At 70.8% G+C, this 17,618-nt stretch carries 11 protein-coding genes and 1 tRNA gene; 10 read left to right on the top strand and 2 right to left on the bottom strand.

Annotated features, from left to right (window positions below; all coding sequences use genetic code 11):
- Positions 1–264 precede the first annotated feature (264 nt).
- The 4 genes from topA to AC08OO_RS05485 all read left to right on the top strand — a co-directional run bounded on the left by topA (position 265) and on the right by AC08OO_RS05485 (position 8,153).
- A complete protein-coding gene (gene topA, locus AC08OO_RS05500; RefSeq protein WP_476618289.1) occupies positions 265–3,414 on the top strand; it encodes a type I DNA topoisomerase in 3,150 nt (1,049 codons plus the stop codon).
- A 299-nt stretch (positions 3,415–3,713) separates the two neighbouring features.
- Positions 3,714–5,792, top strand: a complete 2,079-nt coding sequence (gene tmk, locus AC08OO_RS05495) for a dTMP kinase (protein WP_476609099.1) — start codon at positions 3,714–3,716, stop codon at positions 5,790–5,792.
- Between the two features lie 41 nt (positions 5,793–5,833).
- The gene (locus AC08OO_RS05490) at positions 5,834–7,078 is read left to right on the top strand and encodes a DNA polymerase III subunit delta' (RefSeq protein ID WP_476609100.1); all 1,245 of its coding nucleotides are present in this window, start codon (positions 5,834–5,836) and stop codon (positions 7,076–7,078) included.
- 145 nt (positions 7,079–7,223) lie between these two features.
- Entirely contained in the window at positions 7,224–8,153 is a 930-nt protein-coding gene (locus AC08OO_RS05485) for a PSP1 domain-containing protein (protein ID WP_476609101.1), read from the top strand.
- Here the strand turns inward: AC08OO_RS05485 and AC08OO_RS05480 are convergent.
- A complete protein-coding gene (locus tag AC08OO_RS05480) occupies positions 8,135–8,869 on the bottom strand; it encodes a response regulator transcription factor (RefSeq protein ID WP_476606465.1) in 735 nt (244 codons plus the stop codon). The two genes, AC08OO_RS05485 and AC08OO_RS05480, sit on opposite strands and share 19 nt — an antisense overlap.
- A 332-nt stretch (positions 8,870–9,201) precedes the next feature.
- Between AC08OO_RS05480 and AC08OO_RS05475 the strand changes: the two genes are divergently transcribed.
- Positions 9,202–9,273: transfer RNA gene (locus tag AC08OO_RS05475), tRNA-Thr, on the top strand.
- 180 nt (positions 9,274–9,453) lie between these two features.
- Here AC08OO_RS05475 and AC08OO_RS05470 read toward each other — a convergent pair.
- Complete coding sequence (locus AC08OO_RS05470) at positions 9,454–9,993, bottom strand: inorganic diphosphatase (protein WP_011438664.1); 540 nt, start codon at positions 9,991–9,993, stop codon at positions 9,454–9,456.
- A 108-nt stretch (positions 9,994–10,101) separates the two neighbouring features.
- Here AC08OO_RS05470 and AC08OO_RS05465 point away from each other — a divergent pair, with 108 nt between their 5' ends.
- The 5 genes from AC08OO_RS05465 (at position 10,102) to ftsH (ending at position 17,541) form a co-directional block, all read left to right on the top strand.
- The gene (locus tag AC08OO_RS05465) at positions 10,102–10,479 is read left to right on the top strand and encodes a hypothetical protein (RefSeq protein ID WP_476609102.1); all 378 of its coding nucleotides are present in this window, start codon (positions 10,102–10,104) and stop codon (positions 10,477–10,479) included.
- 9 nt (positions 10,480–10,488) lie between these two features.
- Positions 10,489–11,922: a D-alanyl-D-alanine carboxypeptidase/D-alanyl-D-alanine endopeptidase gene (dacB, locus tag AC08OO_RS05460; RefSeq protein WP_476609103.1), complete on the top strand. Its 1,434-nt coding sequence runs from the start codon at positions 10,489–10,491 to the stop codon at positions 11,920–11,922.
- A 130-nt stretch (positions 11,923–12,052) separates the two neighbouring features.
- On the top strand, positions 12,053–13,192 hold the full coding sequence (locus AC08OO_RS05455) for a zinc-dependent metalloprotease (protein WP_476609104.1): 1,140 nt from the start codon (positions 12,053–12,055) through the stop codon (positions 13,190–13,192).
- An 82-nt stretch (positions 13,193–13,274) separates the two neighbouring features.
- Positions 13,275–15,044, top strand: coding sequence for a hypoxanthine phosphoribosyltransferase (gene hpt / locus AC08OO_RS05450; RefSeq protein ID WP_476609105.1), 1,770 nt, complete (start codon positions 13,275–13,277; stop codon positions 15,042–15,044).
- A 235-nt stretch (positions 15,045–15,279) separates the two neighbouring features.
- Positions 15,280–17,541, top strand: a complete 2,262-nt coding sequence (ftsH, locus tag AC08OO_RS05445) for an ATP-dependent zinc metalloprotease FtsH (RefSeq protein WP_476609106.1) — start codon at positions 15,280–15,282, stop codon at positions 17,539–17,541.
- Positions 17,542–17,618: the final 77 nt, after the last annotated feature.

Raw genomic sequence — 17,618 nt, 5'->3', positions numbered from 1 at the left:
GCGTCGGGCTACGGTCGCCATACCCGGACGGGAGGATCCGCGAGACGGAATGGCGGCGTACGGTGCTGCGAAGCACCGCTCTCACTCCGACGGCCGCCGCCCGCACGACCACCGTCCGCCGGACACCCGCACCGCCCCCGCCAGATCCAGTAACGCGCTCCGCCTCCGCAACATCCGCCATGTTCGAGACCTACGCTCCGTAGAAGCAACCTACGCTTTCGCCCCACAGAGCACTAAAACGAGCACGTCGCACCGAGGAGAGAAGTGCCAGCGCGCACGAAGACGACGACACGGGCGACCGCGCGGTCATCCGCACCGGTCGCCGAGCCCACCGAGGCCGGGCTCCCGCCGGAGACCGGCTCGAGCGAGGCATCGGCCGACGTACCCGCCGGCGCCACCAGCCGGACGGCGAACGGGCGAACGGAGGCTGGCCATTCGGCGAACGGCTCAGGCGGAGCCACCGGCGCCCACGGCAGCCGCGCCACCGGCTCCGGCCCGGGCAACCGCCTGGTGATCGTGGAATCGCCAGCGAAGGCGAAGACGATCGCCGGCTATCTCGGTCCGGGGTGGCAGGTCGAATCCAGTATCGGGCACATCCGTGACCTCCCGCGCAGTGCCGCCGATGTCCCGGCCGCGCACAAGGGCAAGCCGTGGGCTCGGCTCGGCGTCGACGTCAACAACGACTTCGAACCGCTCTACATCGTGACGCCGGACAAGAAACCGCAGGTCAGCAAGCTCAAGGCGCTCGTGAAAGACGCCAGCGAGCTCTACCTCGCGACGGACGAGGACCGCGAGGGCGAGGCCATCGCCTGGCATCTGCTCCAGACGCTGAAGCCGACGGTGCCGGTCAAGCGGATGGTGTTCCACGAGATCACCCCCCAGGCGATCCAGCGGGCCGTCGACAATCCGCGCGATATCGACAAGAACCTGGTCAACGCTCAGGAAACGCGTCGCATCCTGGACCGCCTCTACGGCTACGAGGTCTCTCCCGTGCTGTGGAAGAAGGTCATGCCGAGGCTGTCGGCGGGCCGGGTCCAGAGCGTGGCGACCCGCATCCTGGTGGAGCGGGAACGTGCCCGGATGCGGTTCCGCTCGGCGGAGTACTGGAACATCGAGGGCCTGTTCGGGGCGACCGTCGCCCGCCAGGCGTGGTCGGACGCGGACGGCACACCGGGATCCGGGCCGGGCGGACCCGGCGCCGGCTCCGCCTGCGGCGACGGGGTCGAGAAGACCCCGCTCCCGGCAACCCTGATCGCCCTGAACGGCAACCGGATCGCGACGGGTCGTGACTTCTCCCCGACTGGGCAGCTCGTCTCCTCCGGGGTGACGCGGCTGGACGAGGCCACCGCCCGGTCGCTGGCCGAGCGGCTCGCCGACGCCGCATTCACGGTGCGCTCGGTGGAGACCAAGCCCTACCGCCGTTCGCCGTACCCACCGTTCATGACCTCGACGTTGCAGCAGGAGGCCAGCCGCAAACTGCGTTTCTCCAGCCAGCGCACGATGCAGGTGGCGCAGCGGCTGTACGAGAACGGCTACATCACCTACATGCGGACGGACTCGACGAACCTGTCCAAGACCGCCCTGACCGCGGCCCGCGCGCAGGCTGCGAGCCTGTACGGGCCGGAGTACGTGCCGGCACGCCCCCGCACGTACGCCAAGAAGGTCAAGAACGCGCAGGAGGCCCACGAGGCCATCCGACCCGCCGGGGACCACTTCCGGACCCCGGGTGAGGTTCGTGGCGAGCTTGACGTCGACTCCTACCGGCTCTACGAGCTGATCTGGCAGCGGACAGTGGCCAGCCAGATGGCGGACGCCCGCGGCACGAGCGCCACGATCCGGCTCGGCGCGACCTCGTCCGTTGGGGAGGACGCCGAGTTCTCGGCATCGGGGAAGGTCATCACCTTTCCCGGCTTCCTGCGCGCCTACGTCGAGGGCGCCGACGATCCAGACGCGGAACTGGAGGACCGGGAGCGGCGGCTGCCGGACGTACGGCAGGGCGACCCACTGACCACCCGCTCGCTGACCCCCCGCGGGCACACCACCAGCCCGCCGGCGCGCTTCACCGAGGCCAGCCTGGTCAAGACGCTCGAGGAGCTCGGGATCGGTCGGCCGTCCACCTACGCCTCGATCATCGGCACCATCCAGGACCGCGGCTACGTGTGGAAGAAGGGCTCGGCCCTGGTGCCGAGCTTCGTCGCGTTCGCCGTCGTCGGCCTGTTGGAGGACCACTTCACCCGGCTGGTCGACTACCGGTTCACCGCGACGATGGAGGACGACCTCGACGACATCGCCGCCGGCACGGCCGCCTCGACCGCCTGGCTGACCCGCTTCTACTTCGGAACCGGCGACGGCACCGACCCGGCCGCCGACGGACTGAAGCACCTGGTCAATGAGCGGCTCGGAGAGATCGACGCCCGCGAGGTGAACTCGATCCCCCTCGGCGAGACCGACGACGGCACCCTGCTGGTCGTCCGGGTGGGCCGCTACGGCCCCTACGTCCAGCACGGGGAGCGCCGTGCCAGCGTGCCGGACGATCTCGCACCGGACGAACTCACCGTCGACAAAGCGCTGGGGCTGCTGGCCGCGCCCAGTGGCGACCGGACGCTGGGAATCGACCCGGCGTCGGGGGCGACCATCACGGCGAAGGCGGGTCGCTTCGGCCCCTACGTCACCACCGACACTGACCCGCCGCGCACGTCCAGTCTGCTGCGTGGCATGTCGTTGGAGACGCTGACCCTCGACGACGCCGTGCGGTTGCTCACCCTTCCGCGCATTCTGGGTGCGGGGGATGACGGGGAGGAGGTCACCGCCCAGAATGGCCGCTATGGCCCATACGTGAAGAAGGGTGCCGAAAGTCGGTCGTTGGAATCTGAGGATCAGTTGTTCACCGTGACCCTGGACGAGGCCTTGGCGCTGCTCTCCCAGCCCAAGGCCCGCGGTCGGCGCCAGGCCGCGCAGAGCCCGCCGCTGCGTGAGCTCGGGACCGACCCGGCCAGCGGCAAGCCGATGGTGGTGCGGGAGGGCCGGTTCGGCCCCTACGTCACCGACGGTGAGACCAACGCCAGTCTGCGCAAGGGCGACACGGTCGAAACGATCACCGATGAGCGTGCCGCGGAGCTGCTGGCAGACCGCCGGGCCCGCGGACCGGCCACCGCGAAGCGTCCTGCCCGGGGCACCGCGAAAGCCGGCACCGCCAAGACCGGCCCGAAAACCACCAAGGCCAAGCCGGGCACGGCGAAGACCGGCACCGCGAAGACCGGCACCGCGAAGACCGGCACCGCGAAGACCGGCACAGCGAAGACCGGCACAGCGAGGTCCAAGACCGCCCGGACGGTGACGGACGACGGCGGCGGCTCCGATGGCTCCGATGACTCCGGTAGCCCGTCGTCCAGTGGCACCCGCCGGACGGACTGATGGCGCTGCCGATCGGTAGGAGCCCTGGAGAACCTGGAGAAGCGGACGCGCCCCGGGTGGTTTCCGAGGTTACGGCGTTCACCATCGGCGACACGGAGACCACCTCTGGTGACGCAGAGTCGTCCAATGTGACCGGCAGGTCCACCACCCCGGTCGAGACGTCCGGAGGAGACCCTGTGGCCACCGACCATGCAGCCGGACATCGGGACGCCGGGCGGCGCCCACCCTGGCCCGTCCGGCGACCGCGGGTCCGCCGCTCGCCGAGCAGGCATCCGGTAACGACGGTTCCCTCGCCGCCAATGCCGTCCACCATCGCCGCCGGAGGCGACAGCGACATCCGGGCCGTCCTGCGGATCCCCGCGTTCCGCCGGATGTGGATTCAGCTCAGCCTGTCCAGCCTGGGTGACTGGATGGGTCTGCTGGCAACCACCGCACTGGTGACCCAGCTCCAGGAGAGCTTCTCCGGGCAGGCGTACGCCATCGGCTCGCTGCTGATCGTCCGGTTGATGCCGGCCCTGATCCTGGGCCCACTCGCCGGTGCCCTCGCCGACAGGCTGGACCGCCGGCTGACCATGGTCGTGACGGACGTCATGCGGTTCGGGCTGTTCATGTCGATCCCGATCATCGGGACGCTCAAGTGGCTGCTCATCGCATCGTTCCTGGTGGAGGCGGTCACCCTGGTGTGGGCGCCGGCGAAGGACGCGAGCGTCCCGCACCTGGTGCCCAAGGAGCGGCTCGCGGCCGCCAACACCCTCAGCCTGATCATGACCTACGGCACGGCCCCGATCGCCGCGACGATCTTCACGATGCTTGCGACGATCTCACGGACGCTCGGCTCCAGCGTGTCGTTCTTCCATGACTCCTCGGTCGACCTCGCGTTGTACTTCAACGCGGCGACGTTCCTCGGCTCGGCAATCGTGATCTGGGGCCTGAAGGGCATCGGACGGGCCGCGCGGCCGGAGACCGGCCCCGAGCCCGGGTTCTTGGCTTCCATCGCCGAGGGATGGCGCTACGTCGGCCAGGACAAACTGGTCCGCGGACTCGTCGTGGGCATCCTGGGCGGGTTCGCCGGCGCCGGCTGCGTCATCGCCCTCGGCCGGCTCTACGTCGAGATCCTGGGCGGCGGCGACTCCGCGTACGGGGTGCTCTTCGGCGCGGTGTTCGTCGGCCTCGCCGCCGGCATGGCCGCCGGTCCCAAGCTGCTCGGCGACTACAGTCGGACCCGCCTGTTCGGCGTCTGCGTGACCGGGGCGGGTATCACCCTGGTGATCGTCGCGATCATCCCGAACCTGGTCATCGCCTGCATCCTCGTGGTCGCGGTGGGGGCGTTCGCCGGCGTGGCCTGGGTGACCGGATACACCCTGCTCCAGGCCGAGGTCTCCGACGAGCTGCGGGGGCGTACCTTCGCCCTGGTGCAGTCGCTGGTCCGCATCGACCTGCTGCTCGTGCTCGCCGCCGCGCCCGGGCTGGTTGGCCTCATCGGCTCGCACAGGATCCATCTGTGGGGCGACATCAACGTCCGCGCGGACGGCGTCACCGCGGTCCTGCTCGCCGGCGGGCTGCTCGCCGTCGCGGTCGGCCTGTTCTCCTATCGGCAGATGGACGACCCGACCGGAGCCGCGGTCTGGCCCGAGCTGTGGAACGCGCTGCGCGGCCGGCGGCCGGCGGCCACACGTCCCCGCCGCACCGGCCTGTTCATCGCGATCGAGGGCATCGATGGCGCAGGCAAGAGCACCCAGGTGGAGCTGCTGCGAACGTGGCTCGCCTCCTCCGGCCGGGAGGTGGTGGTGACCTCCGAGTCCGGCGGCACCGCGCTGGGAACGGGCCTGCGAGAACTTCTCCTCGACCCGACGGTACGGCTGCACCCCCGGACCGAGGCGCTGCTGACCGCGGCGGACCGCGCCGAACACGTCGCGCAGGTGATCGAACCCGCGCTGGCCCGGGGAGCGATCGTCATCACCGATCGTTACGTCGACTCGTTCATCGCCTTCCAGAGCGTGAGCCGGGCCCTCAGCACCGACGAGCTGTCCGTCCTCACCCAGTGGGCGACGCACGCGCTGCTTCCCGACGTCACGGTCCTGTTGGATCTGCCAGCCGAGATCGTCCTGCGCCGCGCGCGGATGACCGCGTATCCTGATCCGCCGCCGGGGCCGCCGGGGCCGCCGGGGCCGCCGGACGGCCCGGCCGAGGCGGACGACGCCGGGAAGTTGACCTTCCAGGGCCGGGTACGCGACACGTTCCGTCGGCTGGCGCAGAAGGAGCCCGATCGTTACCTTCCGCTAGACGCGACGCGGTCACCGGAGGAGATCCACGCCGAGATCCGCTCGTTCATGGCCAGCCGCATCGATCGGCCAGCCGTCCTGCTCGGTGTGCTCTGACCGACGCGCTCCGACCGGCGTGGCTCGGGGATGATGGCCCGGTGACGGTCTGGGAGACGCTCGTCGGGCAGGACGCGGTGGTCGCGGCGCTGAGCGCCGCGGCGTCCGCCGCGAGTGCCGGGCTCGCGAGTGGAGGCGGCGCACCGGCTGCCGCCCGTGCCGGGATGACGCACTCGTGGCTGTTCACCGGACCCACCGGGGCAGGTCACCAGGATGCGGCGCGCGCCTTCGCCGCAAGCCTCACCTGCGAGAACGAGCCGCCGGGCTGCGGCGAGTGCACCGGCTGCCACACCGTGCTCACCGACACGGCCACCGATCTGCGAACCGTGCAGCCGGAGGGGCTCTCGCTCGGTGTGAAGGACGTGCGCGCGCTGGTACGCGACGCCGCCAGCGCCCCGACAGCCGGCCGCTGGCGCATCCTGCTGATCACCGATGCGGACCGGCTCACCGAGGCCGCGGCGAACGCCCTGCTGAAGGCCCTCGAGGAGCCGGCGGATCGGGCGGTGTTCCTGCTCTGCGCCCCCTCCGTGGAGGACGTGCTGCCCACCATCCGTTCCCGCTGCCGGACGGTCGCGCTACGGCTGCCCTCGGCCACGGACGTCCGCGACGCGCTGGTTCGCGAGGGAGTCGACGAGCAGGTCGCCGAGACGGCGGCGCGGGCTTCCCAGGGTCATCTGGCCCTGGCGCGCCGGCTCGCCTCGGATGAGCGGGTCCGGGCCAACCGGGCGGCAGTGTTGCGCATCCCGGCCCGGCTCGGCCGGGTCGGTGACTGCCTGGCCGCGGCGGCCGATCTGGTGAACGCGGCGAACACCGACGCGGAGGCCGCGAATGCGGAACGCGACGAGGTGGAGACCGAGGCGCTGAAAACCGCGCTCGGCGTCGGTGCCACGGCGGTCGGCGGGAAGTCCAGGTCCGCGCGGGCCCCCAAGGCGGGGGCCAAGGGCCGGACGATGGTGGTGCGGGGTGCCGCGGGGGCCCTCAAGGAGCTGGAGCGGACCCAGAAGAGCCGAGGTCGCCGCACCGTCCTCGATGCGCTGGATCGGGCCCTGGTGGACCTCGCGGGGCTGTACCGGGATGTCCTGGTCCAACAGCTCGGCGCCGGTGTCGACGCGATCCATCCTGATCACTGCGTCGAGGCCGCCGGATACGCCGCGGCCTGCACTCCGGAACAGACACTGCGCCGGCTGGAGGCTGTCCTCGCGACCCGGGCGTCACTGGCCAGAAATCCCGGCCTCGTCCCACTGCTCGCGGTGGAGTCGCTCACCCTCGCGCTGCGCGACACCTGACGACCGGCGACCGGCGGTGGGGACGAACCGGCGTAATGGCCTGTCTGGGCGGAAGGCCGGGCATATCCTGATCGCGACGCGGACATGCCCTTCGACCAGGTCCGCCCGGGCGGGACCCGGCGGGCGCAGGGAGGTGACCGGTCGGATGCCGATGATGTGCGCGGTGGCGTTCTCCCCACGGGGCAAGCTCTACTATGCCGATCCTGGTTCCTGCAGCCCCCGGGTCGGCGACCGGGTGCTCGTCCCCACCGAGGAGGGCCCCGAGGTCGCCACCTGCATGTGGGCGCCCCAGTGGGTCAGCGACGACATCGGCGACCTGCCGGTGCTCGTCGGGATGGCCGACGCGTCCGACATCCAGCGCGAGCAGGTCTCCCGGCGCCGACGCGCCCGGGCGCGTGTCGCGGCCCGTCGCCTGGCCCGTGAGCATGACCTGCCGATGAAGATCGTCGGCGTTGACCACGTGATGGCCACCGGCGGCTACACGGTCTACTTCAGCGCGGAAGGCCGCGTCGACTTCCGTGAACTGGTGCGGGATCTCAACCGGACGCTGGTGGCGCGGGTCCAGCTGCGGCAACTGTCCGCCCGCGACAGTGCCCGGGTCCAGGGCGGGATCGGTTCCTGCGGCCGCGACCTGTGCTGCGCCACTTTTCTCAACGACTTCGAGCCGGTGAGCCTGCGGATGGCCAAGGAGCAGAACCTCGCCCTCAATCCGATGCGCATCAGCGGGGCATGCGGCCGGCTGATGTGCTGCCTGCGTTACGAACATCCCCTCTACGAGGAGTTCGCCGAAGCCGTGCCCGCGGTCGGAGACCGGGCGACGACCCCACACGGTGCGGGCCGGGTCGTGCGGCACGATGTTCCGCGTCAGCAGGTGGTCGTGGTTCTCGACGGCGGGGGCCGGACCTCGTGCGACCGCGCGGATGTCTGCGCCTCCCGGCGGGTCCACGACGCCGCCCACCCCGGTGGCTTGGCGAGCTGCTCCCCCCCGGGCAGCACCTCCACAGCCGGCGGGGAAACGACGGCCGGCGGGGAAACGACGGCCCTGCGGGAAGGACGTCACGGGTCGAAGCGGTAGCCCATCCCGCGCAGGGTCGTGACCAGCCGGCGCTGCGGTGGACGACCCTCGACCTTGGTTCGTACCCGCCGGACGTGCTCGGTGACGGTGGCGGGGTCCTGGAACCGCGTGCCCCACACCTGCTCGAGGAGTTCCTCCCGGCTGAAGACCCGCCGAGGATGCCGGGCGAGGAAGGCCAGCAGCTCGTACTCGCGCGCGGTCAGATCGATGCGCTCCCCGGCGACGGCGACCTCGCGGGCCCGCAGGTCGATGGAGACGTCTCCGTAGACGAGCGGGTCGCTGCCGTCCCCGGTGCGCTGCGGCGGCGGTTCCGCCGGCCGTCGGCGAAGCCGGGCGCGCACCCTGGCCACCAGTTCTCGCAGCGAGTAGGGCTTCACGACGTAGTCGTCCGCGCCCAACTCGAGGCCGACCACCCGGTCGACCTCCTCGGCCCGCCCGGTGAGCATGATCACCGGAACCTCGCTGGTCTGGCGGAGGCGGCTCAGGACGGCGAAGCCGTCCATCCTGGGCATCGCGACATCCAGCACCACTAGATCGATCTCGGTGGTCTGGAAGAGCCGAAGAGCGGCCTCGCCGTCCGCGGCCTCCAGCACCCGATAACCGAATCTCTCCAGACTGCGCGCAAGTGCTGTGCGAGATGCCTCATCGTCCTCAGCGACGAGGAGCGAGGCTCCTCGCGTCGTCGCTGCTGGTGCAGCGTCTCCGGCCCCGGTCATGGTGCGAAACCCTACGCATCCTCATCGGAACCACTGCGACCGGGGGTGGCGATTTACGGTGTTGCAGCACCCAAAACTAACTAAATGTAACATAAAGAAGATAATTTGCCGACTCAGGGCCATTTTGACGACATAGCACATCCCTCGCCATGACAGCCTGAGACGGAGGCATTCCAGACCGTGCCCGCCACTGGTGGCATCACCGTGGACGGCTGGGATCCGGGGCGACGGCGGGCATCTCGGTCCGCGAACAGCCACCGGACCACCAGCCGGGTCGAGCCCGCCGACGCATCTGGCATACTCGACCCGGGCCAGTGCAGTCCTGGCCGTTCGCCGGAGTAGCTCAGTGGCAGAGCAATCGCCTCGTAAGCGATAGGTCGCGGGTTCAATCCCCGCCTCCGGCTCACTCCCCGATTCCGCTCGCACGATCATTATGCGCCAGGTAACCGTCATGGCCGGCACGTCCGGCCCGGCGGCGGGCTGGCGCCGGGCCTGCTCCCGCCCCGCGTGGGTTCCTGAACCTGTCCCACCCCGCTTGGGACGTGGGACAGGTCGTCACGGATACCACAAGCCGGACGGAGGGATCAGGCCGACCTGGGTTCGGCCTCCTGGTCGTGCCCGTCCGCCTCCGCGGCCTCCGCCTCGCGCAGCCGCTTGATGGACGCCAGGATCTCCCGCTCAGCCTCCTTGCGGTCCACCCAGGATGCGCCCTCCACCGACTTACCGGGCTCGAGGTCCTTGTAGACCTCGAAGAAGTGCTGGATCTCCAACCGGTCGAACTCCGGCAGGTGCCGCAGATCCCGCAGGTGCTCCTGCCGGACGTCGGCCACCGGCACGCAGAGAACCTTGTCGTCCGGCCCCTTCTCGTCGGTCATCTCGAACATGCCGATCGTCCGGCACCGCACCAGGCAGCCCGGGAACGTCGGCTCCTCCAGCAGGACGAGGGCGTCCAGCGGATCACCATCGCGCCCGAGGGTTCCCTCGATGAACCCGTAGTCCGACGGGTAGTGGGTGGAGGTGAACAGCATCCGGTCAAGCCGGATACGGCCGGTGTGGTGATCCATCTCGTACTTGTTGCGCTGCCCCTTGGGGATCTCGATGGTCACATCGAACTCAAGGTCCACTCCGCTCCCTGTCTCCTTCGTCTTCGCCCGGTCCGCACCGGAGCGATCGCCGTTTGTCACATGGTGCTCGTTCGAGCCGTACCGTGCTCGTAGCGCAGTAAGTACGTCGTGCTGGTGCCGTACGTCGTGCTCTGCCAGGCGGTGGATGTGCTCCGCCCGGGGCGCGGGCCACCCACCCCAGTGACCACAACGAGGCGTCACACCCACGACGGCGCACCTAGTGTCGCGGACGCCGCCTCCCACCCGAACCGCACCGGCACCACCACGTTTCCACCGCCGGATCTCCCGGGCACCGAAACCATGATGGGCACCGGCGACACGCCCGGTGGGGCCTTCTTCGTACCAGTGCCGCCCGCCGACACGACACCTCCGGTGTCCCGTCGCACCCCCGGTGTCCCGTCGCGGCGGGACACCGCCGGGCAGGCCGGCGGCGACGGATCCGGGTTCACCCGCCGCGCCGTCGCCGACCGCCCGCTGGTTGCGTAGTGTCGGTGAGTGACGTCAGCCGCACCGGTCGCCCGGGTAGGGGGGCTCACCGCCCTGGCCGGCGCGCTGCTCGCCGGCTCCCTGTCCGTCGGTCCCACCACCGGATCAGCCGCGGAACTCGCCGGCAGCGGGTCCGACCGCGCGGGCGCTGCGGTGCTCGGCGGTCTCGATCCGGCCGCGCCGATCCCGCAGCCCGCGGCGGTGGCGGCCCGCCTCGCCGGCCCGCTGGGTGATCCCGTTCTGGCGCGGCCCGCGGCCTTCGTCATAGACGCGCAGTCGGGTCGGGTGCTCCTCGACGTCCGGTCCCGCATCCCCGTGGCACCGGCCTCCACGTTGAAAACCGCGGTCGCCACGGCCGCGTTGACCACCTTCCCCGACGACCGGCTGCGGACCACCGTGGTCTACAGCCCGCCCGCGGGCGGGAACGCCCGCACATCAGGCGGAACACTGTGGCTCGTCGGCGGCGGAGATCCGACCCTGACCGCCTCCACCGCGCCCGACGGCTATCCGGCTCTGGCCCGGCTGAGCGATCTCGCCGCTCAGGTCCGGGCCGCGGGTATCACCTCGGCGGCTCGGGTGATCGGCGATGGAGGGCTGTTCGTCGGTCCGGACCGGGCACCAGGATGGCGCGACAACTACGTGACCGACGGGGACGTCGCCCCGGTCTCGGCGCTGGAGGTCGACGCCGGACGGTCGGCACCGGAAGCCATCGGACCGCGCAGCCCCACCCCGGCCGCCGCCGCGACCACGGCCTTCGCCGCGGCGCTCATGACCGCCGGAGTATCCGTTGGATCGGTGGCCACCGGCCCGGCGGACCCGGCCGCACAACGGGTCGCGGCGGTCTACAGCCCCCCGGTGCGGGTCTTGGTCGAACGCATGCTCACCCAGTCAGACAACGATCTCGCCGAGAGCCTGGGACGGCTCGTCGCCCATCGGCGGGGCCTGCCCGCCTCGTTCACCGGCGCCACCCGCGCGGTGAGGGACGTCCTCGCCGAGGCGGGCCTCCCCGTCGCAGGGATGGCACTGGCCGACGTGAGCGGCCTGTCCACCGCAAACCTGATCATGCCCATGACCCTTGTGGCCATCCTGCGCGCCGCCGTCCTCCCCGGTCGGCCGGCGCTGCGCACCATTCTCACGGGGCTGCCGGTAGCCGGGTTCTCCGGTACGCTAGGTGATCGCTACACCACTGGCGACACCGCCATCGGAGCGGGTGACGTCCGGGCGAAGACCGGCACTCTGCACAACGTCAGCAGCCTCGCGGGCCAGCTCGTCGACGCGGACGGCAGGCTGCTCCTCTTCGCGTTCCTCTCGCCCGCCGAGGAGGCGGGCAGCACCAAGGCCGCCCTCGACCGGGCCGCCGCGGCGCTCACCGGCTGCGGATGCACCCCGGCCCGGTCGACGACCGCGGCGATCCCGCCGGCAGCATCGCGCCCACCGACCTGAGCGGGACCGTCGACCTGAGCGGGACCGTCGACCTGGGCGGGACCGTCGGCGCCCCGGCGCGTCCCATCCCGTTCTCGGCACGGTTCATGATCGGACCCAGACGACGGGCGAGCCCGGTACGCTCGGATTCGTGGACGCCGAGCTGGTCGACTGGGAACTCGCCGTGACGACGGCGAGGAAACTGGTTCGCCCCGGCCCGCAGATCTCGCGGGAGCAGGCCGGCGAGGTCGTCTCCGAGCTGCGGCGACTGGCCGTCGAGGCCGAGCGGCACGTCGAGGACTACACCCGGCTCACTCCCGCCGGGCCGGCCACCCCCATCACCGTGGTGGACCGGCTGGAGTGGGTCCGCTCCAACGTCGCCGGTCTGCGGGTGCTGACCTCCCCGTTGCTGGGCAAACTGTCCGAACAGCAGCGCGGCAACCTCGCCGCGGCGGTCGGTCGGCGGGTCACCGGGGTCCAGATCGGCACAGCCTTGGCCTATCTGGCCGGCAAGGTGCTGGGCCAGTACGAGGTCTTCCTCCCGCCGGAGGAGTACCAGGCCGGGAGGGACGATCCGGGTCCGCCCGACGTGCCGGGGTCGGTCGGGGTGCCGGGGTCGGTCGGGCGCCTCAGCCTGGTCGCGCCGAACATCGCGCACGCCGAGGCGGCCATGGGGGTCGTGCCGCGAGACTTCCGGATGTGGGTATGCCTGCACGAGCAGACCCATCGCAGTCAGTTCACCGCCGTGCCGTGGCTGCGGACCCACCTGGAGTCCGAGATCACCGCGTTCATTGAGGCCACGGACCTCGATCCGGACGTCCTCGCGGGCCGCGTCCGCTCGGCGATGAGCGCGCTGCGCGGGGCGGTGTTCGACCGGGAGGCCGACAGCCCGAGCGTCGTGGAGGCGCTACAGACCCCAGCCCAGCGAGCGGTTCTCGACCGCCTCCAGGCCATCATGACGTTGTTGGAGGGCCACGCCGACCAGGTGATGGACGCGGTGGGGCCGAAGATCGTACCCACCGTCGCCGACATCCGGACGAAGTTCGAGGGTCGCCGCGGCGGGGGATCGCCGATCGACCGGTTCGTCCGTCGGCTCCTCGGTCTCGATCTCAAGCTGCAGCAGTACCGTCAGGGCGGGGCGTTCGTGCGTGCGGTGGTCGCGCAGGCTGGGGTGACGGGTTTCAACACCGTCTGGGAGTCACCGGCGGCGCTGCCGACCCGCGCCGAGCTGGTCGATCCCACCGCCTGGATGCAACGGGTCCTGGGCAGCCGCCCGCCGATCTCGGCGTGAGCACCATGGTCGTCGGGGCCGCGGGGGTCGTCGGGGCCGCCGACTCCCCGGCCTGTTCCACATCCGCCTTCCGGCCGACGTTGTGACCCCACCGATCGCCGGTGAGGACCACACCGGCCATGCCGGCGACGTCCGACCGGGCGATCCGGCTCCGCGCACGGTTCACTCGTCGAGATCTCCCACTCCCGCGGTCGCGGCAGTCAGGCTGGCGGTTCGCCGCGCAGTCACCGACCTGCCACCCGGCGGACTAGTGCTGGTCGCCTGCTCCGGCGGCCCGGACTCCCTGGCGCTCGCCGCGGCCCTCGCGTTCGTCGCCCCCCGCCGCGCCCTGCGGGCCGGCATGGTCACGGTCGATCATGGCTGGGACACCGGCTCGACCGAACGGGTGGAACGCGTCGCCCGCCAGGGTCGGGCCCTCGGCCTGGATCCGGTGGAGGTCCTGACCGAGCACACCGCTCGCTCCGAGGGGATCGCCCGACAGGCACGGCGGGCCGCGATCGCGGCGGCCGCCGACCGGCTCGGCGCCCGGGCGGTGCTTCTCGGCCACACGCTGGACGACCAGGCCGAGACGGTGCTGCTGAGGCTCGCGCGGGGCGCGGGCGCCCGCTCCCTCGGGGGGATGTCGGCTGACGACGGCCTGCTTCGCCGGCCACTGCTCGGGATCCGCCGCGCGGACACCAGGGCCGCTTGCCTCGCCGAGGGGCTCGAGGTGTGGGATGACCCGACGAACCGGGACCCAGCGTTCACCCGGTCCCGGGTGCGTTACACGGTCCTGCCAGTGCTGGAGACGGAGCTCGGCCCGGGCATCGCCGAGTCGCTGGCGCGCAGTGCCGATCTGCTGCGGGCCGACGCGGACGCTTTGGACGCCATGGCCGCCGAGGTCTACGGCAAGGTCGTCAGGGCTCGTGGCCGGCCGTGCACCGGCGAGGTCGCCTTCGACGTCGCCGCGCTGGCCGGGCTCACCGCGGCGGTCCGCGGTCGGCTGCTGCGCCGGGCGGCCATCGACGTCGGAGCGTCGGCCTCCGCGCTGCGCGCGGAGCACATCTGGGCGGTGGAGGAGCTGGTGACGCGGTGGCGCGGGCAGAAGCCGGTACCGCTTCCCACCGGAGTGCTCGCCCGGCGATGGGAGAACAGGGTCACGCTGACCGGGCCGGTGGTTCCTCCATCGCCGCCAGCCGGCCCCGCCGCCCGACGGTCGGATGCCGTCACCGCGCCACACATCGAGGAGGACGACCAGGTGAGTCAGACCGTGACGACGACCCCCGACGCCGGAGGCGCCCATGACGGCCCCCGGCACAGCCCGCATCCCGACATCGCCGAGGTCCTGGTCAGCTCGGACGAGATCGCCGCGAAGATCGTTGAGCTCGCGGCCAGGGTGGACGCCGACTACGCCGGCCGGGAGATCCTGCTCGTGGGCGTGCTAAAGGGCGCCGTCATGGTCATGGCGGACCTGTCCCGCGCGCTGACGGTCCCGCTGACCATGGAGTTCATGGCGGTCTCCTCGTACGGGTCGTCAACCTCCTCGTCCGGGGTGGTGCGCATCCTCAAGGATCTGGACCGGTCGATCGAGGGCCGGGACGTCCTGGTGGTCGAGGACATCATCGACTCCGGGCTGACCCTGTCCTGGCTGCTGAAGAACCTGCGCTCACGCGGCCCCGCCTCGCTCGAGGTCCTGGCGCTCTTCCGTAAGCCCGAGGCTGTCACCGTGGACGTGGATGTCCGATATGTCGGCTTCGATCTTCCCGGCGCCTTCGTCGTCGGGTACGGCCTTGACTACTCGGAGTACTATCGAACCCTGCCGTTTGTCGGGACCCTCACGCCCGCGGCGATCGAGAGGGGCGCCCCGGCCTGAGCCCGCCGGCCTTCCGCCCGTTCGGATACGCCCTCGGTCACCGCATCCGCCACGAGCGAAACACCGAACACCATCAGACCGCCACGATCGGAACAGCGCGGGCCGCCGATCCGTTGGTCGGATGTACGCGCGGTGAGATGCGCGCACCGGCGGTACCCTCGGCACAAGGGAATCCCGATCGAGGGCAGCACACACGTCAGGAGGGTGGAGCGCTCGTGTCCGGTGCTCCAGACAGATGACTCCAAGAAGAATCTTCCGCGGCTGGGTGCCACTGCTGCTCCTGGTCCTGTTCGTGATCATTCTCACGACGGGCGTCCTCTCGGGTCCCAGTGAGTACGGCAAGCGAGACCTGAACTTCGTCCAGCAGCAGATCGACGAAGGCCAGGTGGCGAAGGCCAAGATCCAGGATTCGAAGCAGCTCATCCAGATCCAGACGAAGGACGGCCAGAAGTTCGAGTCGTCCTATGTCACCGAACAGGGTGTCGTCCTGGCGAACGAGCTCCGCAACAAGCGGGTCGCCTACGACGTCTCGGTCGACCGTGGAAACATCCTGGTCTCGCTCCTGCTGAACCTGCTGCCCGTACTACTGGTCGTCCTTCTGCTGTTCTTCTTCATGAACCAGATGCAGGGCGGCGGTAACCGGGTCATGAACTTCGGCAAGTCCAAGGCGAAGCTGGTGAGCAAGGACACGCCGAAGACGACGTTCGCCGACGTGGCCGGTGCGGACGAGGCCATCGAGGAGCTCGAAGAGATCAAGGAGTTCCTCGAAAACCCGGGCAAGTTCCAGGCGATCGGAGCCAAGATTCCCAAGGGGGTCCTGCTCTACGGCCCGCCGGGAACCGGCAAGACGCTGCTGGCCCGGGCCGTCGCGGGTGAGGCCGGGGTGCCCTTCTACTCCATCTCGGGTTCCGACTTCGTCGAGATGTTCGTCGGTGTCGGCGCCAGTCGGGTTCGCGACCTGTTCGAACAGGCCAAGGCCAACGCGCCCGCCATCATCTTCGTCGACGAGATCGACGCCGTGGGCCGCCACCGCGGAGCGGGACTCGGCGGTGGCCACGACGAGCGGGAGCAGACGCTCAACCAGCTCCTGGTCGAGATGGACGGGTTCGACGTCAAGGGCGGGGTCATCCTCATCGCTGCGACGAACCGGCCCGACATCCTCGACCCGGCCCTGCTGCGGCCCGGCCGCTTCGACCGGCAGATCGTCGTGGATCGGCCGGACCTGCTCGGCCGCGAGGCCATCCTGCGGGTGCACGCCAAGGGCAAGCCGATCGGCCCGGACGCCGACATGATGGTCATCGCCCGGCGGACCCCCGGGTTCACCGGTGCCGATCTCGCCAACGTACTGAACGAGGCGGCCTTGCTGGCCGCCCGCTCCAACCTGAAATTCATCTCGTCGGCGCTGCTCGAGGAGTCCATCGACCGCGTGATGGCGGGACCGGAGCGCAAGACCCGCGCGATGAGCGACAAGGAGAAGAAGCGCATCGCTTACCACGAGGGCGGCCACGCCCTGGTCGCGCACGCGCTGCCCAACTCCGACCCGGTGCACAAGGTGACCATCCTGCCCCGGGGGCGCGCGCTCGGGTACACGATGCAGCTTCCCCTGGAGGACAAGTACCTCTCGACCCGCTCGGAGATGCTCGACCGCCTCGCCGTCCTGCTCGGCGGGCGCACCGCCGAGGAGCTGGTGTTCCACGACCCGACCACGGGGGCGAGCGACGACATCGAGAAGGCCACCCAGATCTCGCGAGCAATGATCACCCAGTACGGGATGAGCGACAAGCTCGGCGCGATCAAGTTCGGCACCGAGAACAGCGAGGTCTTCCTCGGCAAGGAGGTCGGCCACCAACGCGACTACTCCGAAGAGGTCGCCAGTGAGATCGACATCGAGGTGCGCCGGCTGATCGAGGCCGCACACGACGAGGCCTGGGAGATCCTGGTGACCTACCGGGACGTACTGGACAACCTCGTGTTGCGGCTGATGGACACCGAGACGCTGAGCAAGGACGAGGTCGCCGAGGTCTTCGCGACGGTCCAGAAACGCCCCGTGCGTGGCATCTACACCGGGGTGGGGCGTCGCGTCCCCTCCGACCGGCCACCGGTGCAGACCCCGGCCGAGCTCGGCCTGCTGACGGCGGATGTCGCCGACCTGGTGAACGACCCGGGCCACGGTAATGGTGCCGCCGGACGCGGACCGGGCGGCAACGGAACCGGGGGCAACAGGGCCGGCGGTCACGGTCAGCCCGCCGGCGTGCCGGGGGCACCCGCGGGCTCGGGCCCCGGGGTCGACCCGTCCGGCCCGGGCGGGGGCGTGCCGCACGGCACGGATGTCGGTGGTCCGGGTGGGAATGGCAGCCCCGGGGGGCACGGTTATCCCCAGGGCCAGGGCGCGCCGGCGCCCCCCGGAGGCGAGGGTCCGGCCCATGACGGGCCGAGGATCGCCAACCCGTGGGCCCCGCCAAGCTGGCCGAGCGACGACGAGAGGAGACGCCGTTGACGTCTTATTCCGACGAGGCGTCCACTGCCGCGGGCGAACGACGAAGTGAATCATCTCCCGCGGCGGAGGCCCCAGGA

The organism is Frankia sp. CeCAU1, from assembly GCF_977971845.1.
The sequence above is the reverse complement of the archived record's forward strand: the minus strand, read 5'-3'. Positions and strand labels throughout refer to the sequence as shown.